Source organism: Pseudomonas sp. FGI182 (assembly GCF_000511325.1).
GTDB classification, from domain to species: Bacteria; Pseudomonadota; Gammaproteobacteria; order Pseudomonadales; family Pseudomonadaceae; genus Aquipseudomonas; species Aquipseudomonas putida_Z.
Genome location: NZ_CP007012.1, coordinates 1966875 through 1987411 on the forward strand (window position 1 = coordinate 1966875; position 20537 = coordinate 1987411).

Sequence of the window (20537 nt, forward strand, 5' to 3'; positions counted from 1 at the left end):
TCGACAATATGCAGGACCTATCCACCCCCAGCCCGGTGCTGGCAGACGAAACGGAAACCTTGTCCGAAAACGTCTTCCGGCGCATCCAGGCGGCCATCGTCAAGGGCGATATCGCCCCCGGCAGCAAGATTTCCGAGCCGGAGCTGGCGCGTACCTACGGCATCAGCCGCGGGCCGCTGCGCGAGGCCATCCACCGCCTCGAAGGCCAGCGCCTGCTGGTGCGCGTGCCGCATGTGGGGGCGCGGGTGGTGTCGCTCAACCATGCCGAACTGATCGAGCTGTACGAAATTCGCGAATCGCTGGAAGGCATGGCCTGCCGCCTGGCCGCCGAACGCATGAGCCAGGCCGACATCGACGAACTGCGCCGGGTGCTCGACACCCACGAGCGCGATGCCGCGTTCCAGGCCGGCCTTGGCTATTACCAGCAGGAAGGCGACTACGACTTCCATTACCGGATCATCCAGGGCAGCGGTAACCAGACCCTGGTCAAGATGCTCTGCGGCGAGCTGTACCAGCTGGTGCGCATGTACCGCATCCAGTTTTCCGCCACGCCCAACCGGCCACGCCAGGCCTTTGCCGAACACCACCGCATTCTCGATGCCATCGCCGACCGTGACGGCGAGCTGGCCGAACTCCTGATGCGCCGCCACATCGGCGCGTCCAAGCGCAATATCGAGCGTCATTACCTGGACGCCCACAACAACAGCCCACGAGGTGAGAAATGACTGTGAAGAGCACCCCCGGTCAGCGTTTCCGCGACGCCGTTGCCGCTGAACATCCGCTGCAGGTGGTTGGCGCCATCAACGCCAACCATGCCCTGCTGGCCAAGCGCGCCGGCTTTAAGGCCATCTACCTGTCCGGTGGTGGCGTCGCCGCCGGTTCGCTGGGCCTGCCGGACCTGGGCATCAGCGGCCTGGACGATGTACTCACCGACGTGCGCCGCATCACCGACGTGTGCGACCTGCCGCTGCTGGTGGATGTCGACACCGGTTTCGGCGCCTCTGCCTTCAACGTTGCCCGTACCGTGCGCTCGATGAGCAAGTTCGGCGCTGCCGCCATCCATATCGAGGACCAGGTCGGCGCCAAGCGCTGCGGCCACCGCCCGAACAAGGAAATCGTCAGCCAGCAGGAAATGGTCGACCGCATCAAGGCCGCAGTCGATGCCCGTACCGATGACAGCTTCGTGATCATGGCGCGTACCGATGCCCTGGCCGTCGAGGGCCTTAACGCCGCTCTGGACCGCGCCGCCGCCTGCGTCGAGGCCGGTGCCGACATGATCTTCCCGGAAGCCATCACCGAACTGCAGATGTACAAGACCTTCGCCGACCGGGTGAAGGCTCCGATCCTGGCCAACATCACCGAATTCGGCGCCACGCCGCTGTACACCACTGAAGAGCTGGCCTCGGTCGACGTGTCGCTGGTGCTGTACCCGCTGTCGGCGTTCCGCGCCATGAACAAGGCGGCCGAAAACGTGTACACCGCGCTGCGCCGCGACGGCACGCAGAAGAACGTGATCGACACCATGCAGACCCGCATGGAGCTCTACGATGCCATTGGTTACCACGCCTTCGAGCAGAGCCTCGATGCGCTGTTTGCCCAGAAGAAGGGCTGAAGGCTTTTATTGGAGCGGCTGGCCTCTTCGCGGGCGCGCCCGCTCCCACAGGGACCCCACAGGCCTGGAGTGCCACGCAGTCCCTGTAGGAGCGGGCGTGCCCGCGAAGAGGCCGGCACAGGCAAAACTGATTAGCCAGCTAGATTTCCATAACAAGTTCAAGAAAGGAGAAACACCATGGCCGAAGCAAAAGTACTCAGTGGCGCAGGCCTGCGCGGCCAGGTGGCCGGCCAGACCGCGCTGTCGACCGTGGGCCAGGCCGGTGCCGGGCTGACCTACCGTGGTTACGACGTGCGTGACCTGGCCGCGGGTGCCGAGTTCGAAGAAGTCGCCTACCTGCTGCTGTACGGCGAGCTGCCGAGCAAAGCCGAACTGGCCGACTACAAGCGCAAGCTCAAGGGCCTGCGTGACCTGCCGCAAGCCCTGAAGGAAGTGCTCGAGCGCATCCCGCGTGATGCCCACCCGATGGACGTGATGCGCACAGGTTGCTCGGTGCTGGGTACCCTGGAGCCCGAACTGACCTTCGAGGCCCAGCGTGACAAGACCGACCGCCTGCTGGCGCTGTTCCCGGCAGTGATGTGCTACTGGTACCGCTTCACCCACGACGGCGTGCGTATCGACTGCACCAGCGACGAAGACACCCTCGGTGGCCACTTCCTGCACCTGCTGCATGGCAAGAAGCCGAGCGAGCTGCACGTCAAGGTCATGAACGTGTCGCTGATCCTCTACGCCGAGCACGAGTTCAACGCCTCGACCTTCACCGCCCGCGTCTGTGCCTCGACCCTGTCCGACCTGTACTCCTGCGTAACCGCTGCCATCGGTTCGCTGCGCGGCCCGCTGCATGGCGGTGCCAACGAGGCGGCGATGGAGCTGATCGAGCGCTTCCAGAGCCCGCAGGAAGCCACTGCCGAGCTGCTGCGCATGCTCGAGCGCAAGGACAAGATCATGGGCTTTGGCCATGCCATCTACAAAGAGTCCGACCCGCGCAACGAGGTGATCAAGGGCTGGTCGAAACAGCTCGCCGACGAAGTGGGTGACAAGGTGCTGTACCCGGTTTCCGAAGCCATCGACAAGACCATGTGGGAGCAGAAGCGCCTGTTCCCCAACGCCGACTTCTACCATGCCTCGGCGTACCACTTCATGGGCATCCCGACCAAGCTGTTCACCCCGATCTTCGTCTGCTCGCGCCTGACCGGCTGGGCTGCGCACGTCTTCGAGCAGCGCGCCAACAACCGCATCATCCGCCCGAGCGCCGAGTATGTCGGCGTCGAGCAGCGCCAGTTCGTGCCGATCGAACAGCGCTGAGTCATAGATCGCTGGGGCTGCTGCGCAGCCCTTTCGCGACACAAGGCCGCTCCCACAGGGACGGCGCAGTACCTGTGGGAGCGGCCTTGTGTCGCGAAAGGGGCGCGTAGCGCCCCCAAGGCCTGAGCCGCACCTGCCCCCGAATACCGTGACCGAGCCTGATAACGATATGAACACTGCATTCCGCAAGCACCTGCCAGGCACCGACCTGGACTACTTCGATGCCCGCGCGGCGGTCGAGGCCATCAAGCCCGGCGCCTACGATGGCCTGCCTTACACCTCTCGCGTACTCGCCGAAAACCTGGTGCGCCGCTGCGACCCGGCTACCCTCGACGCCTCGCTGGGCCAGCTGATCGAGCGCAAGCGCGACCTCGACTTCCCGTGGTTCCCGGCCCGCGTGGTGTGCCACGACATTCTCGGCCAGACCGCACTGGTCGACCTCGCCGGCCTGCGTGACGCCATTGCCGACAAAGGCGGCGACCCGGCCCAGGTCAACCCTGTGGTGCCGGTGCAGCTGATCGTCGACCACTCGCTGGCCGTCGAGTGCGGCGGTTTCGACCCGCAGGCCTTCGAAAAGAACCGCGCCATCGAAGACCGTCGCAACGAAGACCGCTTCCACTTCATCAACTGGACCAAGAAGGCGTTCAAGAATGTCGACGTGATCCAGCCGGGCAACGGCATCATGCACCAGATCAACCTGGAGAAGATGTCGCCGGTGATCCACAACGACCGTGGCGTGGCCTACCCGGACACCTGCGTCGGCACCGACAGCCACACCCCGCATGTCGACGCCCTGGGCGTGATCGCCATTGGCGTGGGGGGCCTGGAAGCCGAGAACGTGATGCTGGGCCGTGCCTCGTGGATGCGCCTGCCGGAAATCGTCGGCGTCGAGCTGACCGGCAAGCTGGCGCCGAACATCACCGCCACCGACCTGGTGCTGGCCCTGACCGAATTCCTGCGCAAGCAGAAAGTCGTCGGCGCCTACCTGGAGTTCCACGGCGAGGGTGCCCGTGCCCTGACCCTGGGCGACCGCGCCACCATCTCCAACATGGCCCCGGAATATGGCGCCACTGCGGCGATGTTCGCCATCGACCAGCAGACCATCGACTACCTGCGCCTGACTGGCCGCGAAGAGCAGCAGGTCAAGCTGGTGGAAACCTATGCCAAGGCCACCGGCCTGTGGGCCGACAGCCTGGGCGGTGCAGTCTACGAGCGCACCCTGAGCTTCGACCTGTCGAGCGTGGTGCGCAACATGGCCGGCCCGTCCAACCCGCATGCCCGCGTCGCCACCAGCGACCTGGCGGCCAAAGGCATCGCCGGCAGCTGGGAAGAAGTGCCAGGGCAGATGCCAGATGGCGCGGTGATCATTGCCGCCATCACCAGCTGCACCAACACCAGCAACCCGCGCAACGTGATTGCCGCAGGCCTGCTGGCGCGCAATGCCAACAAGCTGGGCCTGGCCCGCAAGCCGTGGGTCAAGTCGTCGCTGGCACCTGGCTCCAAGGCCGTGCAGCTGTACCTGGAGGAGGCCGGGCTGGAGAAGGAACTGGAACAGCTCGGCTTTGGCATCGTCGCCTTCGCCTGCACCACCTGCAACGGCATGTCCGGCGCCCTGGACCCGGTGATCCAGCAAGAAATCATCGACCGTGACCTGTACGCCACTGCCGTGCTGTCGGGCAACCGCAACTTCGACGGGCGTATCCACCCGTATGCCAAGCAGGCCTTCCTCGCTTCGCCGCCACTGGTAGTGGCCTACGCCATCGCCGGTACCATCCGCTTCGACATCGAGAAGGATGTGCTGGGCGTGGTCGACGGCAAGGAAATCCGCCTCAAGGACATCTGGCCCAGCGACGAAGAAATCGACGCCGTGGTGCGTGCTGCGGTCAAGCCGGAGCAGTTCCGCAAGGTGTACATCCCGATGTTCGCCATCGAGGAAGACCGTGGGCCGAAGGTGGCGCCGCTGTACGATTGGCGCCCGATGAGCACCTACATCCGCCGCCCGCCATACTGGGAAGGTGCCTTGGCCGGTGAACGTACCCTGCGCGGCATGCGCCCGCTGGCAGTGCTGCCGGACAACATCACCACCGACCACCTGTCGCCGTCCAACGCCATCATGCTCGACAGCGCTGCCGGCGAGTACCTGGCGAAGATGGGCCTGCCGGAGGAGGACTTCAACTCCTACGCTACCCACCGTGGCGACCACCTGACTGCCCAGCGCGCTACCTTTGCCAACCCCAAGCTGTTCAACGAAATGGTGCGCAAGGAAGACGGTAGCGTGAAGCAGGGCTCGCTGGCGCGTATCGAGCCGGAAGGCAAGGTCACCCGCATGTGGGAGGCGATCGAGACCTACATGGATCGCAAGCAGCCGCTGATCATCGTCGCCGGTGCCGACTACGGCCAGGGTTCGTCCCGTGACTGGGCGGCCAAGGGTGTGCGCCTGGCCGGTGTCGAGGCGATCGTCGCCGAAGGCTTCGAGCGTATTCACCGTACCAACCTGGTGGGCATGGGCGTACTGCCGCTGGAGTTCAAGCCGGGCACCGACCGCAAGACCCTCGGCCTGGATGGCAGCGAGACCTATGACGTACTCGGCGCGCGTACGCCGCGGGCGACGCTTACCCTGGTGGTTACCCGCGCCAACGGCGAGCGCCTGGAGGTACCAGTGACCTGCCGCCTGGACACCGCCGAGGAGGTGTCGATCTACGAGGCTGGCGGGGTGCTGCAACGCTTCGCCCAGGACTTCCTCGAAGCGACCGCCTAATTGTAGGGGGGCCGCTTTGCGGCCCATCGCGACACAAGGCCGCTCCTACAAGCGTTACCAGATCCCTGTAGGAGCGGCCTTGTGTCGCGATGGGCTGCAAAGCAGCCCCAGAGGCCATATGCATCTCAGACAGGACCACATCCATGGCTCACGTACCGCAAGTAAAAATCCCCGCCACCTACATCCGTGGCGGCACCAGCAAAGGCGTGTTCTTCCGCCTGCAAGACCTGCCCGAGCAAGCGCAGATCCCCGGCCCGGCCCGCGACGCACTGCTGCTGCGGGTGATCGGCAGCCCCGACCCCTACGGCAAGCAGATCGACGGCATGGGCGGCGCCACTTCGAGCACCAGCAAGACCGTGATCCTGTCGCAAAGCATCAAGCCTGAACACGATGTCGACTATCTGTTCGGCCAGGTCAGCATCGACAAGGCCTTTGTCGACTGGAGCGGCAATTGCGGCAACCTCTCCGCCGCGGTCGGTTCGTTCGCCATCAGCAGCGGCCTGGTCGACCCGGCGCGCATTCCGCGCAACGGCATCGCCACCGTGCGCATCTGGCAGGCCAACATCGGCAAGACCATCATCGCCCATGTGCCGATCACCGAAGGTGAAGTGCAGGAAACCGGCGACTTCGAGCTGGACGGGGTGACCTTCCCGGCCGCCGAGGTGCAGCTGGAGTTCCTCGACCCGGCGGCCGACGAAGATGGCGACGGCGGGGCGATGTTCCCCACCGGCAACCTGGTCGATGACCTCGAGGTGCCGGGCGTCGGTACGTTCAAGGCGACCCTGATCAATGCCGGCATCCCGACCATCTTCGTCAATGCGGCGGATATCGGCTACACCGGCACCGAACTGCAGGACGCCATCAACGGCGACCCGCAGGCGCTGCTGCGCTTCGAGACAATTCGCGCCTATGGCGCCGTGCGCATGGGCCTGATCGACAACGTCGACCAGGCTGCCGGGCGTCAGCACACGCCGAAAGTGGCTTTCGTCGCGCCGCCGAGCACCTACACTGCGTCCAGTGGCAAAGCGGTGCAGGCGGGTGATATCGACCTGCTGGTACGGGCCTTGTCGATGGGCAAGCTGCACCATGCAATGATGGGAACGGCCGCGGTGGCCATCGGCACCGCGGCGGCCATTCCGGGCACGCTGGTCAACCTCGCCGCAGGCGGGGGCGAGCGCAGCGCCGTGCGTTTCGGCCACCCCTCGGGCACCCTGCGGGTGGGGGCCGAGGCGCGCCAGGTGAATGGTGAATGGACAGTGATCAAGGCAATCATGAGCCGCAGTGCTCGCGTGCTGATGGAGGGCTGGGTTCGCGTGCCTGGCGATAGCTTCTAACGCACCACTGGCGCTCGGCTTTAGTTCGTTGGGGCCGCTTTGCGCCCCTTCGCGGGCAAGCCCGCTCCTACACGGTTTGCGCGGTACCTGTAGGAGCGGCCTTGTGTCGCGAAGGGCTGCAAAGCAGCCCCGGCAATTCTGAAGGGAGCTGGATATGAGCGCCAACGTAGACCTCAACGCCCGCCCGGACTACGACCGGGTGCTGCAAACCCTCGCCGATTACGCCCTCACGTACCGGGTCGAATCCGCCGAAGCCCTGGACACCGCGCGCAACTGCCTGATGGATACCCTCGGCTGCGGCCTGCTGGCCCTGCGCTTCCCCGAATGCACCAAGCTGCTAGGCCCCCAGGTGGAAGGCACCCTGGTGCCCAATGGCGCCCGCGTGCCCGGCACCGCCTATCGCCTGGACCCGGTCAAGGCCGCTTGGGACATCGGCTGCACGGTGCGCTGGCTGGACTACAACGATACCTGGCTGGCCGCCGAATGGGCCCACCCCTCGGATAACCTCGGCGGCATCCTGGCGGTTGCCGATCACCTGTCGCAGAAGCGCGTGGCCGCAGGTGAAACGCCACTGTTGATGCGCGATGTGCTCGAAGCCATGGTCATGGCTCACGAGATTCAGGGCGTGCTGGCGCTGGAAAACGCCTTCAACCGCGTTGGCCTCGACCACGTGATACTGGTCAAGGTAGCCTCCACCGCCGTGTGCGCCAGGCTGATGGGGGCCAACCGTGAGCAGATGCTGAGCGCCTTGTCCCACGCCTTCGTCGACGGCCAGGCGCTGCGTACCTACCGCCATGCGCCCAACGCCGGTTCGCGCAAATCGTGGGCCGCTGGTGATGCTTCCAGCCGTGGCGTGCGCCTGGCCGATATTGCCCTGCGTGGCGAGATGGGCGTGCCGGGCGTGCTCACTGCGCCGCAGTGGGGCTTCTACGATGTGCTGTTCAGTCACACCAACAAGGACCTCGCGCTCAAGCCGTCCGAGCAGCAAGAGCTGCGCGTGCCGCAAGCCCTGGGTAGCTATGTGATGGAAAACGTGCTGTTCAAGGTCAGTTTCCCGGCCGAGTTCCACGCCCAGACCGCCTGCGAGGCAGCGGTAACCCTGCATCCACTGGTGCGTAACCGCCTGCACGAAATCGACCGTATCGTCATTACCACCCAGGAGTCGGCGATCCGCATCATTTCCAAGAGCGGCCCGCTGGCCAATGCCGCCGACCGCGATCACTGCCTGCAGTACATGGTGGCGGTGCCGCTGATTTTCGGTCATCTGGTGGCCGAGCATTACGAAGACACCTTCCATGCCAACCACCCCAGTATCGACCGCCTGCGCGAGAAGATGGAGGTGGTGGAAGACCCACGCTTCAGCCGTGAATACCTGGAGCCGGACAAACGCTCGATCGCCAACGCGCTGCAGGTGTTCTTCAAGGATGGCAGCAGTACCGAGCAGGTGGTGGTGGAATACCCGATCGGGCATCGCCGGCGGCGAGGGGAGGGCATACCGTTGCTGGAGGCCAAGTTCAGGGACAACCTGGCCACGCGCTTTGCGCGGCAGCGGTGTGGGGAGATTCTTGAGGTGTGCAAGGACCAGCAAAAGCTGGAACAGATGGCGGTGCACAGGTTTGTCGACCTGTTCGTGATCTGAGTTGCCTGTGCTGGCCTCTTCGCGGCTAAAGCCGCTCCCACAAGGTCCTGCGCAGCCCTCGACAACTGTGGGGTCCCTGTGGGAGCGGCTTTAGCCGCGAAGAGGCCGGTACAGGTTGAAACAAGAAAGCCCCGGCATTTCTGCCGGGGCTTTCCTTTACATCTTACAACTCAGCTTACGCCTGAACCACCGGGATCTTGGCGTTGGCTGCCGCTTCGCGGAACTCGGCGATCTGGTCGAAGCTCAGGTAGCGGTAAACGTCGGCAGCCATGCTGTCGATGTCCTTCGCGTACTGCATGTACTCTTCGACGGTCGGCAGCTTGCCGATGATCGAAGCGACAGCAGCCAGCTCGGCCGATGCCAGGTACACGTTGGTGGCGTCGCCCAGACGGTTCGGGAAGTTACGGGTCGAGGTGGAGACCACGGTCGAACCGGTCTGCACACGTGCCTGGTTACCCATGCACAGCGAGCAGCCTGGCATTTCCATGCGCGCGCCAGCCTTGCCGTAGATGCCGTAGTAGCCTTCTTCGGTCAGCTGGTGAGCGTCCATCTTGGTTGGCGGAGCCAGCCACAGACGGGTCGGGATACCGCCCTTGACCTTGTCCAGCAGCTTGCCGGCAGCGCGGAAGTGGCCGATGTTGGTCATGCACGAACCGATGAACACTTCGTCAATCTTCTCGCCCTGTACCGAAGACAGCAGGCGGGCATCGTCCGGGTCGTTCGGCGCGCAGAGCACAGGCTCTTTCACGTCGGCCAGGTCGATTTCGATGATTTCGGCGTATTCGGCATCGGCGTCGGCCGACAGCAGCTCAGGCTTGGCCAGCCAGGCTTCCATGGCCTGGGCGCGGCGCTCCAGGGTGCGGGCATCGCCGTAGCCTTCGCCGATCATCCAGCGCAGCAGGGTGATGTTGGACTGCAGGTACTCGGCGATGGCCTTTTCTGGCAGCTTGATGGTGCAACCGGCAGCGGAACGCTCGGCCGAGGCGTCGGACAGCTCGAAGGCTTGCTCGACGGTCAGATCGTTCAGGCCTTCGATCTCGAGGATGCGGCCGGAGAAGGCGTTTTTCTTGCCTTTCTTCTCGACGGTCAGCAGGCCCTTCTGGATGGCGTAGTAAGGGATGGCGTGGACCAGGTCACGCAGGGTGATGCCTGGCTGCAGTTTGCCCTTGAAGCGCACCAGGATCGACTCTGGCATGTCCAGCGGCATGACGCCGGTGGCGGCGGCGAAGGCCACCAGGCCGGAACCTGCCGGGAACGAGATGCCGATCGGGAAGCGGGTGTGCGAGTCGCCACCGGTACCCACGGTGTCAGGCATCAGCATGCGGTTCAGCCAGCTGTGGATGATGCCGTCGCCCGGGCGCAGCGACACGCCGCCACGGGTGCGGATGAAGTCTGGCAGGGTGTGGTGGGTGGTGACGTCGATCGGCTTCGGATAGGCCGCGGTGTGGCAGAACGACTGCATCACCAAGTCAGCGGAGAAGCCCAGGCACGCCAGGTCTTTCAGCTCGTCGCGGGTCATCGGGCCAGTGGTGTCCTGGGAACCGACGGTAGTCATCTTCGGCTCGCAGTAGGCACCTGGGCGCACGCCCTGGCCTTCTGGCAGGCCGCAGGCACGGCCGACCATTTTCTGTGCCAGGGTGAAGCCCTTGCCCGAATCGGCAGGCTGCTCCGGCTTCTTGAACAGGTCGGAAGCACCCAGGCCCAGTTCGGCACGGGCTTTTTCGGTCAGGCCACGGCCGACGATCAGCGGGATACGGCCGCCAGCGCGGACTTCATCCAGCAGCACTTCGGTTTTCAGCTCGAAGTTGGTGACCAGTTCGTCGCTGCCGTGACGGCGCACTTCGCCCTTGAACGGGTAAACGTCGATGACGTCGCCCATGCCCAGGTTGGTGCAGTCGAATTCGATCGGCAGGGCGCCGGCGTCTTCCATGGTGTTGTAGAAGATCGGGGCGATCTTGGTGCCGAAGCAGAAGCCACCGGCGCGCTTGTTCGGCACGTACGGGATGTCGTCGCCGAAGAACCACAGCACCGAGTTGGTGGCGGATTTACGCGAGGAACCGGTACCGACCACGTCACCGACGTAGGCAACCGGGAAGCCCTTGGCCTTGACGGCTTCGATCTGGGCCAGCGGGCCGACCGAACCAGGCTGCTGCGGCTCGATGCCGTCACGGGCCATTTTCAGCATGGCCAGGGCGTGCAGCGGGATGTCAGGGCGCGACCAGGCGTCCGGGGCAGGGGACAGGTCGTCGGTGTTGGTTTCGCCAGGCACCTTGAACACGGTCAGGGTGTACTTGTCGGCGATGGCCGGACGCGAGGTGAACCACTCGCCGGCAGCCCAGGATTCCAGCACGGCCTTGGCGTGAACGTTGCCGGCCTTGGCTTTTTCGGCCACGTCGTGGAAGGCATCGAACATCAGCAGGGTGTGCTTGAGCTGTTCGGCCGCGACGGCGCCCAGTTCGGCGTCATCCAGCAGTGCGACCAGCGTTTCGATGTTGTAGCCGCCCTGCATGGTGCCCAGCAGTTCGGTGGCGTGCTTGCGGTCGATCAGAGGCGACTTGGCTTCGCCTTTGGCGACGGCGGAGAGGAAAGCGGCCTTGACGTAGGCAGCTTCGTCGACCCCTGGTGGTACGCGGTTGGTGATCAGGTCTACGAGGAAGGCTTCTTCGCCGGCCGGCGGGTTTTTCAGCAGCTCGACCAGGCCTGCAGTTTGTTCGGCGTTCAGCGGCTGGGGCACGATACCCAGGGCGGCACGCTCTTCGATGTGTTTGCGGTAGGCTTCAAGCACAGTTATTTCCCTCATCAGTGGTCCCTAAAGGGGGTCCGGGACGCTCATCCAGCATTCAATGCACCCATGCGCTGCCACGGCTTTGTGGGCCGCCCAGCCAGAGTCGCAAAGAATCCTTACAGAAGCTGCTTTCAAAGTTTTACGCCTGCAGAACGGGGAGCTGATGAGGGCTGGCACGGGCATGCGAGGGATGCATGGCCCGGGCCAACGCCGTTCTACCGGATGAACTGTGCTCGTGACGCTTTGAAAACAGCTTCCAACGGACATTGTTGCCTTTGAAAAGGCGGGATGATTCTACGGCAAAAAAAGCTCGAACGTAAGGCGGCGAAGATGACTTTAACGAGTGACCCTGGTTAGACAAAGGGCTAACATGAGCCCGTGTTCCACCGCCAAGCTGTTGTTTTTCATGTCCAACAAGTCCATCAAGACCCCTTGCGTCGGCCTGTGCTCCACGGTTTACGGAGACACGGTTTGCCGTGGCTGCAAGCGGTTCCACCACGAAGTGATCAACTGGAACGGCTACGACGATGCGCAGAAGCGCGCCGTGTGGCTGCGCCTGGAGCAGCTACTGGTGCAGGTGATGATGGCCAAGCTGGAGGTGTTCGACAAAGGCCTGCTGCGCCAGCAACTGGAGCAGCGTTCCATCCGCTTTGTCGAGCAGCAGTCGGAATATTGCTGGGCGTACCAGCTGATTGCCCGCGGGGCGCGGATGATCCGCGACCTGGAAGCCTATGGCATGGTGCTGTTGCCGGAATTCCGCGACTGGGAGCTGCCGCAGTTGCGCGACGCCATCGACCGCGAGTTCTTCCTGCTGTCCGAGGCGCATTACCAGCGCTACATCGCCCCGGCGTTCCTGCAACAGGCTTTGGAGTAGGCTGTTTCCCCCTGATTTCGGGCGGCATCGCTCGCGTAGTGTCCGGCGTTTTCCATGTACAGGAAGCGCCCATGAGCGACTATGTCTACCACCCGGAATTTTCCTTCTTGGCTCGCTGCTGGTGGCAGCTGGGCGATGAGCTCCTGCATCCCGATCAGTGGGACGCTTCGACCGCCAGGCTTGCCCCCATGTGGCTGCATTATGGCGGGGCCGGGTTTCACAACGACCACTGGTACCGGTATCTGCGGGCTGAGCCCGAAGGCACCGGTCCATTGCAGCTGGAACCATGGAGCTACACCTTGCCCAGTCATGTGTATGGCGAGCTGTTCTGGTTCGGAGCCTATGTCAGCGGTACGGACCGGACCGGGGCGACGCTGCGCTATGAAATGCGGCCTTATGACCGGAACTGGAAACCGCTGAACCGGATTGTCTACAGTAAGCCGGGGGCGCTGTCAGGCTTTGCAGGCTATGCGGGCGTGAAGGACCAGACCGAGGCGGCGGCCGGGCGTCAGCATCTGGCCGACCCGCAGCACCTGTGGAACCTTTCGGGTATCAACCACAACGATATCAAGCGCGGGGCGCGGTTATGCAATGTCGTTCTGGTCGACGCCGCCGGGCAACGGGCCAGGCGCATCGCCAACCGGGAGGCGTGGCTGATAAACACGTTGACTGGCGAGCCAGGCCTGATGGCCCTCGAAGTGCTGGACTACGCCCATGAAGCGCGTGATGTCGCCTGGGGCACGGGCCTGCAGCGGGCGGGCAGCAGTCATGTGTTCAAGGCAGAGCACAGTTTCATCGCCAGTTTGTGCTGGCGGTCCGACGAGACGCCAGCCGACCCTGCCGGCTCCCCGGACGGCGTGCAGGGCTTGGTGGCAGCTCGCTTTGACGAAGGCTGGGAGTGGAACCCACGGGCAAGGTTGAGTGTGGAGCAGACCGATTCGTTGGGCACGCGCTGGCGCGACGATGAAACCCGACCGGCATGCGAGCGTTTCTGGTTTGCCGCTTACCTCGATAACGGGGTGTATGCGTATGAGATCTGGCCGCTCGACGCGCGTGGTCGGCGCCTGAACTTCACCCTGCGCAAACAGAAGGGCTGGACCATGAGCCTGGCGCAGCGCTGGCAATCGGTTCGTGCGCAGGCGGATTTTCTCTGGCATCTGGACGGGTTGGACCCGGCTGCCTTGCAGGTGGGGGCAACAGTGGCCAACGTGAAACTCAGGCACAGCAGTGGCCGAGTCGTGAAGCTGGCAGATCGCAGCGAACGCAGGCTGGGTACGGAGGCGCTGGGTGAGGAAGGATCCCTGACTGTGCAGGTGGTGGAAACCTCGGCCAGGTTCTAGGGGGGCGCAAGGGCGCTGCTACAGCGCCCTTGCCGGGGTTCAGTCGCCGCTGTACTCGCAGCCGCTGGTGCAGGTCTCGTGGATGCGGACCTTCGACAGTTCCGGCAGCAGCGGCTTGACCTGGTCCCAGATCCACTTGGCGATCACTTCGCTGGTGGGGTTTTCCAGGCCCGGGATGTCGTTCAGGTAGTTATGGTCCAGTTGCTCGTAGATCGGCTTGAAGATCGCCTTGATCTCGGCGAAATCGCGGATCCAGCCGGTGTGCGGGTCGAGCGGGCCGGTCAGGTGCAGGCCGACCTTGAACGAGTGGCCGTGCAGGCGACCGCATTTGTGCCCGGCAGGGACGTGCGGCAGGCGGTGGGCCGACTCGAATGTAAATTCTTTAAAAATTTCCACGCTGTCATAACTCTGTGTGAATCAAGAATGCGCGCAGTCTACCAGCATGGCCGCTACAAGGCTTGCAGGCGTTCATGCAACCGCCCGGTGGCAATCAGCTCCAGCAGCTCGTCGCCCAGCCGCTGGCTCTCGGCAATGGCCTTGTACCAGTAGCGCTTGCGGCCAGGCGCATCGCCCATGAAACGCTTGAAGTCGTTGCGGTCGGGCAGCTTGCCGTAGGGCAGCGCCGCCAGGTACTGCGGCGAGGGTGTCATCAGCAGCACGTTCTGCAGGCGGGTGGCATCGCCCTTGCGCCAGGGCAGGGCCTTGTCGAACCAGCCGGGTACGACCTTGTCGGTGAAGTGCGGGTACAGCACCAGGTCGTCACCGCGGTAGGGCAGGTCGAGGTGGTAGTCCAGCAGGCCGCCGTCGCGGTAGGTGCCTGCACCTGCGCCTGGGATGTCTTTCACACCTTCCATGACCATGGGGATGGACCCTGAGGCGAGCAAGGCATGGCGCAGGTTGGCCAGGTCCAGCGGCAGGCAGCGCGAGGGGAAGTCGGTCAGTGCGTCGAGCGGCGGCGTGGCGCGGCCGTCGTGCAGGATGATGCGTTCGAAGTGCCGGGCCAGGCGCGAACGGCCGAGCAGGTTGCTGGCTATCACCGAACCCAGGCCGAGGCCCAGGCGGCCGCGATGGTCGTGGGCGAGCTGGCCATGGCTCTTCACTACCAGGATGTTCAGGCGATAGTGCGGGTTGGCCAGCAGTTGGCCGTCGCGGCCTTGCAGCAGGTTGTCGAGCATGTGTTGGCAGCTGCGGCTGATTTCGGCCGGGGTGACGCCCTTGGCGAAATCCTGCTCGGTGTACAGTTCGCCCAGGCGACGGATGCCTGCGACCGGGTCGTCGAGGCAGGCACTGGCGAAGCGCCAGGCGCCGATCGAGGCGCCGATCAGCGCACGTTGGCGTGGTGCCGACGGCAGCCACTCACCGAACAGCGCCAGGTCCAGGCCCTGGATGCCCAGCGGTTTTGGCCCGCCAGCCGCACCCGGCAACACACCGACATCGGCCGCCTGCAGGCCGCGCTCGCGGACCTGCCGCAAGGCACGTTGGCCGGCCTTGAAGGTGAGGGCGGGGTATTTGATGTGAATGGCGCTCATGGCGGGTCTCTTGGGCAGCAGGCGAGTCATTGTAAAGGGTTCAAGGCATGCACAGGGCCTGCAGGAGATTGCCCAGCCCATCGGGTTGTGCTGTCGCATAGGGAACAAGGTTCTAGAGCATGTCACATTCCCTGTGGGAGCGGGCGCGCCCGCGAATGGCCCAGCGCGGTGTATGGCACCGGCTCCGCCGGTGTTCGCGGGCATGCCCGCTCCCACAGGGACCGTGCAGGATTCGGTGATGGCGAGACAGCAGCCTGACCTGCGCTATCATGGCGCCAGTTGTTTTCAGGTTGAATTAAGGACCGGTGGTTAATCTTAACCCCGTAGACAACTTGCACAGTTCTCAGGAGAGAAGAACGATGAAACACATGACTGCCCTGTTCACCGTAGCCGCCGCCCTTGCCCTGGGCGCCCATTCCGCCATCGCCAAGGATGTGCAGCCCGACGAAGTGGTCAAACTGGTCAATGCCAAGACCGTCAAGTCGCTGGACGAACTCAAGGCCGCCGCCGTGGCCAAGCACCCGGGTGCCACCGTCACCGACTCGGAGCTTGAAGACGAGTACGGCCGCTACATCTACAAGGTCGAGTTGCGCGACACGCAGAACGTCGAATGGGACGTGGCGCTGGACGCCAAGACCGGTGAAGTGCTGAAGGACGAGCGGGACAACTGATGACCCACCTACTGCGGCCGGCGCGCTACCTCGCGCTGGCCCTGCTGGCCGTGTGTTCCCTGGCCGTTGCCCGCGACCTGGACCAGGACGAAGCCCTGGAGCTGCGCCAGAAGGGCATCATCCTGCCGCTCGAGCATCTGCTGGAAACCGCCCTGGGGCGTCACCCCGGGGCGCGCCTGCTGGAGGCCGAGCTGGAAGAAGACGACAATCGCTACGAATACGAAGTCGAGTTGCTGACGGCTGAAGGCGTGGTGCGCGAGATCAAGCTCGATGCCAGCAGCGGTGCCCTGCTCAAAGACGAGGAAGACGACTGAATGCGCCTGTTGCTTGTCGAGGACAATGTACCGCTGGCCGATGAACTCACCGCCGGCCTGCAGCGCCAGGGCTACGCCGTGGACTGGCTGGCCGATGGCCGCGACGCGGTGTACCAGGGCCAGAGCGAACCCTACGATTTGATCATCCTGGACCTTGGCCTGCCGGGCCTGCCGGGCCTGGAAGTGCTGGCCCAGTGGCGTGCCGCCGGCCTGGCCACGCCGGTGTTGATCCTTACTGCCCGTGGCTCGTGGGCCGAGCGTATCGAAGGGCTGAAGGCCGGGGCCGATGACTACCTGAGCAAACCCTTCCACCCCGAAGAGCTGCAGTTGCGCATCCAGGCGTTGTTGCGCCGTGCTCGTGGCCTGGCCAACCAGCCGACGCTGGAAGCGGCCGGCCTGCACCTGGACGAAAGCCGGCAGTGCGTGAACCGTGACGGCGTGGATATCCAGCTGACCGCCGCCGAGTTCCGCCTGCTGCGCTACTTCATGCTGCATCCGCAGCAGATCCTGTCCAAGAGCCACCTGGCCGAGCACCTCTACGACGGTGAAACCGAGCGCGACTCCAACGTGCTGGAAGTGCACGTCAACCACTTGCGACGCAAACTGGGCCGCAGCGTCATCGAGACCCGCCGCGGGCAGGGCTACATCTACGCCGGGAGCGCCGCGTGAAGTCGATCCAGGCGCGCCTGAGCCTGGGCCTGGTGGCGGTGCTGGTGGTGGTCGGCCTGGTGCTTGCGCAGCTGACCCTGTGGCTGTTCGAGGTCGGCCTGCAGCGCTACCTGGAGAATGGCCTGCGCAAGGAAAGCGAAAACCTGCTGGTGGCCCTGGTGCGCGGGCCTTCGGGCCTGCAGCTGGATGAGCGGCGTATCTCGGCTGCCTACCAGCGGCCGTTTTCCGGCTATTACTTCCGCATCGATTTCGATAAAGGCACCTGGCGCTCCCGTTCGCTGTGGGATCTGGACATGCCCAAGCCCGCCGCGCCGGGCCTTTCCGACAGCCACGAGCTCGGCCCGGAAGGCCAGCAACTGCTTGCCCTGCGTGCCGACTACCGGCGCCTGGGCCAGGACATCTCGATCAGCGTGGCACAGGATTATTCACCAGTACGCGAAGGTTTCCGGCGCCTGCAGCAGATCGGCCTGGGCATGGGCCTGGTGGCGCTGATCCTGGTGCTGGTGTTGCAGCGCATCACCGTGACCCGCTCGCTGCGGCCACTGGAGCGAGCACGCCAGCAGATCGCCCAGTTGCAGCAGGGCCAGCGCTCGCAGCTGGATGCCGAAGTGCCCAGCGAACTGGCGCCGCTGGTGGGGCAGATCAACCACCTGCTGAGCCATACCGAAGACAGCCTGCGCCGCTCGCGCAATGCCTTGGGCAACCTGGGCCATGCACTGAAGACGCCACTGGCGGTGCTGCTGAGCCTGGCCTCCAGCGAGCGCCTGAAGGACCTGCCGGATGTTCGCGCGCAGATGCGCGAGCAGCTGGAGCAGATTCAGCAGCGCCTGGCGCGTGAGCTGAACCGTGCGCGCCTGGCCGGGGATGCGCTGCCTGGCGCGCAGTTCGACTGCGACGTCGAGCTGCCGGGGTTGCTGGGGACGCTGGGCATGATCCATGGCGAGGGCCTGCTGCTGGCCAGGGATGTGCCGCCCGGGCTGCTGCTGCCTTGGGACCGCGAGGACTTCCTGGAGCTGCTCGGCAACCTGCTGGACAACGCCTGCAAGTGGGCCGACAGCGAGGTGCGGCTGGGTATAGCGCCGAATGCCGAGGGCTACCAGGTGTGGGTCGATGATGATGGCCCCGGTATCCCCGAGGGCCAGCGGCAGCAGGTACTGGAGCGCGGTTCGCGGCTGGACGAGCAGGTAGACGGGCACGGGCTGGGGTTGGGCATCGTGCGCGATATCGTCGAGGCCTGGGGCGGGCGCCTGGCGCTGCTGGATAGCCCGTTGGGCGGCTTGCGGGTAAGCATCGACTTGCCGCGCAAGGCTCGGTAATACCGGGTCCCTGTGGGAGCGGGTTTACCCGCGAACACCGGCGAAGCCGGTGCCATGCACCGTGTCGCATTCTTCGCGGGTGAACCCGCTACCACAAGTTGCGCGGCGCGCTTGAGGAATTTGCTGGCCATATCACCACTGCAAAAAAATTGCAGTACAGCCGCATTTTTTTGAATTAGCCCAATCTCACCCCACCCGGCAAAATTCCCCCACGAAACCCTGCGGTTTCCATCTCTCCACGGACGGAGCCCCTTGTGCTATTGCAACCGCAATACGAGGCCCAGGCCACCTCGGCTGGGCTTTCTTTTTAACCAGAAAAACTACAGATTCCGATTACCTACATGTCTGCCTCGCGTTCCGAAAGTCGTCTGCAGCGGCTGTTGCCAGCGCCCCTGAATATTCCCCCCAAAGAATGGTTGCGTGCCGGTATCGGCGCGTTGCTCGGCCTGTTCCTCGCCGGCTGGCTGACCAGCATGGCCTATGGCCCCAGCATCGCCTTGCACCTGCTCGGCCCGCTGGCGGCTTCGGCCGTGCTGGTGTTTGCCGTGCACTCGGGCCCGTTGGCCCAGCCCTGGCCGGTGCTGGGCAGCTACGCCCTGGCCGGCGCGGTCGGCCTGGCCATGCGCCAGGGCTTCGGCCCGGAGCTGTGGGTGGCCGCTGCCGCCCTGGGTATCTCGATCCTGGTGATGTGCCTGCTGCGCTGCCTGCACCCGCCAGGTGGCGGAGTGGCGGTGAGCGCGGTGCTGGCCGACCCGGGGCTGACCGCCATGGGCGACCACCTGCTGGAGCCGGTGCTGCTCAACGCGTTGATCCTGGTAGCGGTGGCGATCCTCTACAACCGCATCACCGGCGTGCGCTACCCGAAAGGCGCGGTGCCGCGTAAGGACCTGCACCACACCCATGACCCGCTGCCCAGCGAGCGGGTCGGCATCCGTGGAGAAGACCTTGACCAGGCCCTGGAAGAACTGGGCGAGTTCGTCGACGTCACCCGTGACGAACTGGAACGCATCATCCTGGCCACCGAGCAACACGCCCTGCAGCGCAGCCTTGGCGGCATCACCGCAGCCTCGGTGATGTCCCGCGACGTGCAGTTCGCCACGCCCGACACCACTCTGGAGCAGGCCTGGAAAATGCTGGCCAGCCACCACCTGAAGACCCTGCCGGTGCTGCAGCAGGGCAAGCTGGTGGGCATAGTCAGCCTCAGCGACCTGGTCGGCCCGGCCATGCAGCGTGGCCGCTTCAGTTGGCGCGGGTTGTTCGGCCGCAAGGCGGTGCGCATGGAGCAGGTGATGAGCCGCCGGGTAATCAGCGTCAGCAGCCAGCACCCGCTGGAGCGCTTACTGCCATTGCTGTGCGAACAGGGCCTGCATTGCCTGCCGGTGCTCGATGCCGACCAGTTGGTGGGGGTGATTACCCAGACCGACCTGATCGCCGGCCTCAAGCGCCAGCTGCTCAGCAAGGCCGAGGCTTCAGATAACCGGGTCCCAGCGTTGTGACCAGTCGCTGGCGCCGGCGGCTACCAGCCGGCGCAGGATGGCGAAGGCCTGTTGCAGGGCTTCGCTGTCGCGCTTGCGCGGGTACACCAGGAAGGTCGGGTAGGTGAATTCCGGCGCCTGCGGTACCCGCTCGAACACCCCGCTGTCCAGGTAGGCCTGCACCACCCGCGTGCGGAAGTAGCCACTGCCGCCCTGGTCGAGTATGAACTGCAAGGCCAGCGGGCCCAGGTTGAAGCTCAGCGCCGGGCGCGCGCAGTCGGGCAGGGCGGCATCGTGCTGGCGACGGAAGGCTTCGCCCCAGTCGATATAGATGTACGGGTCCGGTTGGGCGACCCGGCGCACACGGATCAGCTTTTCCTCCATCAGCTGCTCCACCTGCAGGCCCGGGCCGTAGGTCGGCTGGTAGACCAGCGCGGCATCCAGCAGGCCCATCTCGACCTTGCGCAGCAGCGATTCGCCGTCGCTCACCTCGCTGCGGATGGCATGGCTGGGCAGCTCGCGGTGCAGGGCACTGACCCAGTCGAGCAGCATCGGGTTGCCCAGGCTCACCTCTCCGCCCACGTGCAGCACTTGCTGGCAGCCTTCGGGCAGCGGCAGGTCGCGGCGCGCCGCTTCCCAGGTTTGCACCATCTGGTTGGCATAACTGACGAATGCCTCGCCGTCGCTGGTCAGGCTGGCGCCGTTGCGGCTGCGCACGAACAGCTGGCAGCCCAGTTGCTGCTCCAGGCGCTGCACCCGCGCGGTGATCGCCGTCTGTGACACGAACAGGCGTTCGGCGGCGGCGACCAGGCTGCCGCAACGCACGATTTCCAGAAAGGTACGGGCCTGATCGATGTCCATGAGCTGCTCGGTGGCTGAAGGGTGGCCTATTCTAGAGGCTTTGCACCGTTATGGG

Annotated in this window: 17 protein-coding genes; 13 read left to right on the plus strand and 4 right to left on the minus strand. The window is 64.8% G+C overall.

Features of this window, described 5'->3' with window-relative positions; all coding sequences use genetic code 11:
• Positions 1–8: 8 nt before the first annotated feature.
• From C163_RS08840 to prpD, 6 genes are all read left to right on the plus strand, one after another.
• The gene (locus C163_RS08840) at positions 9–725 is read left to right on the plus strand and encodes a GntR family transcriptional regulator (protein WP_025338439.1); all 717 of its coding nucleotides are present in this window, start codon (positions 9–11) and stop codon (positions 723–725) included.
• Positions 722–1612: a methylisocitrate lyase gene (prpB, locus tag C163_RS08845; RefSeq protein ID WP_003259689.1), complete on the plus strand. Its 891-nt coding sequence runs from the start codon at positions 722–724 to the stop codon at positions 1610–1612. Before C163_RS08840 ends, prpB begins: the two co-directional genes overlap by 4 nt.
• Before the next feature lie 177 nt (positions 1613–1789).
• On the plus strand, positions 1790–2917 hold the full coding sequence (prpC, locus tag C163_RS08850) for a 2-methylcitrate synthase (protein WP_013971911.1): 1128 nt from the start codon (positions 1790–1792) through the stop codon (positions 2915–2917).
• A 169-nt stretch (positions 2918–3086) separates the two neighbouring features.
• Entirely contained in the window at positions 3087–5675 is a 2589-nt protein-coding gene (gene acnD / locus C163_RS08855; protein ID WP_025338440.1) for a Fe/S-dependent 2-methylisocitrate dehydratase AcnD, read from the plus strand.
• A 143-nt stretch (positions 5676–5818) separates the two neighbouring features.
• A complete protein-coding gene (gene prpF / locus C163_RS08860; RefSeq protein WP_025338441.1) occupies positions 5819–7009 on the plus strand; it encodes a 2-methylaconitate cis-trans isomerase PrpF in 1191 nt (396 codons plus the stop codon).
• A gap of 154 nt (positions 7010–7163) precedes the next feature.
• Complete coding sequence (prpD, locus tag C163_RS08865) at positions 7164–8648, plus strand: 2-methylcitrate dehydratase (protein ID WP_025338442.1); 1485 nt, start codon at positions 7164–7166, stop codon at positions 8646–8648.
• Between the two features lie 175 nt (positions 8649–8823).
• On the opposite strand, the gene acnB is transcribed toward prpD, so the two are convergent.
• Complete coding sequence (gene acnB / locus C163_RS08870) at positions 8824–11433, minus strand: bifunctional aconitate hydratase 2/2-methylisocitrate dehydratase (RefSeq protein WP_025338443.1); 2610 nt, start codon at positions 11431–11433, stop codon at positions 8824–8826.
• Between the two features lie 406 nt (positions 11434–11839).
• Between acnB and C163_RS08875 the strand changes: the two genes are divergently transcribed.
• Positions 11840–12307: a DUF1289 domain-containing protein gene (locus C163_RS08875; RefSeq protein WP_161795747.1), complete on the plus strand. Its 468-nt coding sequence runs from the start codon at positions 11840–11842 to the stop codon at positions 12305–12307.
• A gap of 71 nt (positions 12308–12378) precedes the next feature.
• Positions 12379–13647 carry a hypothetical protein gene (locus tag C163_RS08880; RefSeq protein WP_025338445.1) on the plus strand — a complete coding sequence of 423 codons (1269 nt, stop codon included), beginning with the start codon at positions 12379–12381 and terminating at the stop codon, positions 13645–13647.
• A gap of 39 nt (positions 13648–13686) precedes the next feature.
• On the opposite strand, the gene queD is transcribed toward C163_RS08880, so the two are convergent.
• Both queD and C163_RS08890 read right to left on the minus strand, forming a co-directional pair.
• Positions 13687–14043 carry a 6-carboxytetrahydropterin synthase QueD gene (queD, locus tag C163_RS08885; protein ID WP_025338446.1) on the minus strand — a complete coding sequence of 119 codons (357 nt, stop codon included), beginning with the start codon at positions 14041–14043 and terminating at the stop codon, positions 13687–13689.
• A gap of 53 nt (positions 14044–14096) precedes the next feature.
• On the minus strand, positions 14097–15176 hold the full coding sequence (locus C163_RS08890) for a patatin-like phospholipase family protein (RefSeq protein ID WP_025338447.1): 1080 nt from the start codon (positions 15174–15176) through the stop codon (positions 14097–14099).
• 359 nt (positions 15177–15535) lie between these two features.
• On the opposite strand from C163_RS08890, the gene C163_RS08900 reads away from it, so the two are divergent.
• The 5 genes from C163_RS08900 (at position 15536) to C163_RS08920 (ending at position 19642) form a co-directional block, all read left to right on the plus strand.
• Positions 15536–15847 carry a PepSY domain-containing protein gene (locus C163_RS08900; RefSeq protein ID WP_025338449.1) on the plus strand — a complete coding sequence of 104 codons (312 nt, stop codon included), beginning with the start codon at positions 15536–15538 and terminating at the stop codon, positions 15845–15847.
• Positions 15847–16161, plus strand: coding sequence for a PepSY domain-containing protein (locus tag C163_RS08905; protein WP_025338450.1), 315 nt, complete (start codon positions 15847–15849; stop codon positions 16159–16161). Before C163_RS08900 ends, C163_RS08905 begins: the two co-directional genes overlap by 1 nt.
• Positions 16162–16830: a response regulator transcription factor gene (locus C163_RS08910; RefSeq protein ID WP_013971919.1), complete on the plus strand. Its 669-nt coding sequence runs from the start codon at positions 16162–16164 to the stop codon at positions 16828–16830.
• Positions 16827–18146, plus strand: a complete 1320-nt coding sequence (locus C163_RS08915; RefSeq protein ID WP_025338451.1) for a sensor histidine kinase — start codon at positions 16827–16829, stop codon at positions 18144–18146. Before C163_RS08910 ends, C163_RS08915 begins: the two co-directional genes overlap by 4 nt.
• A 341-nt stretch (positions 18147–18487) precedes the next feature.
• Complete coding sequence (locus tag C163_RS08920) at positions 18488–19642, plus strand: HPP family protein (RefSeq protein WP_025338452.1); 1155 nt, start codon at positions 18488–18490, stop codon at positions 19640–19642.
• On the opposite strand, the gene C163_RS08925 is transcribed toward C163_RS08920, so the two are convergent.
• On the minus strand, positions 19616–20482 hold the full coding sequence (locus C163_RS08925) for a LysR family transcriptional regulator (RefSeq protein ID WP_025338453.1): 867 nt from the start codon (positions 20480–20482) through the stop codon (positions 19616–19618). The genes C163_RS08920 and C163_RS08925 overlap by 27 nt on opposite strands.
• Between the last annotated feature and the right edge of the window lie 55 nt (positions 20483–20537).

Coding starts and splice junctions, on each gene's coding strand:
- C163_RS08875 (WP_161795747.1), top strand. CDS start 11,840: ATGTCCAACAAGTCCATCAAGACCCCTTGCGTCGGCCTGTGCTCCACG.
- C163_RS08890 (WP_025338447.1), bottom strand. CDS start 15,176: ATGAGCGCCATTCACATCAAATACCCCGCCCTCACCTTCAAGGCCGGC.
- C163_RS08880 (WP_025338445.1), top strand. CDS start 12,379: ATGAGCGACTATGTCTACCACCCGGAATTTTCCTTCTTGGCTCGCTGC.
- C163_RS08925 (WP_025338453.1), bottom strand. CDS start 20,482: ATGGACATCGATCAGGCCCGTACCTTTCTGGAAATCGTGCGTTGCGGC.
- prpB (WP_003259689.1), top strand. CDS start 722: ATGACTGTGAAGAGCACCCCCGGTCAGCGTTTCCGCGACGCCGTTGCC.
- prpF (WP_025338441.1), top strand. CDS start 5,819: ATGGCTCACGTACCGCAAGTAAAAATCCCCGCCACCTACATCCGTGGC.
- C163_RS08910 (WP_013971919.1), top strand. CDS start 16,162: ATGCGCCTGTTGCTTGTCGAGGACAATGTACCGCTGGCCGATGAACTC.
- acnD (WP_025338440.1), top strand. CDS start 3,087: ATGAACACTGCATTCCGCAAGCACCTGCCAGGCACCGACCTGGACTAC.
- C163_RS08900 (WP_025338449.1), top strand. CDS start 15,536: ATGAAACACATGACTGCCCTGTTCACCGTAGCCGCCGCCCTTGCCCTG.
- C163_RS08840 (WP_025338439.1), top strand. CDS start 9: ATGCAGGACCTATCCACCCCCAGCCCGGTGCTGGCAGACGAAACGGAA.
- prpD (WP_025338442.1), top strand. CDS start 7,164: ATGAGCGCCAACGTAGACCTCAACGCCCGCCCGGACTACGACCGGGTG.
- prpC (WP_013971911.1), top strand. CDS start 1,790: ATGGCCGAAGCAAAAGTACTCAGTGGCGCAGGCCTGCGCGGCCAGGTG.
- C163_RS08905 (WP_025338450.1), top strand. CDS start 15,847: ATGACCCACCTACTGCGGCCGGCGCGCTACCTCGCGCTGGCCCTGCTG.
- C163_RS08920 (WP_025338452.1), top strand. CDS start 18,488: ATGTCTGCCTCGCGTTCCGAAAGTCGTCTGCAGCGGCTGTTGCCAGCG.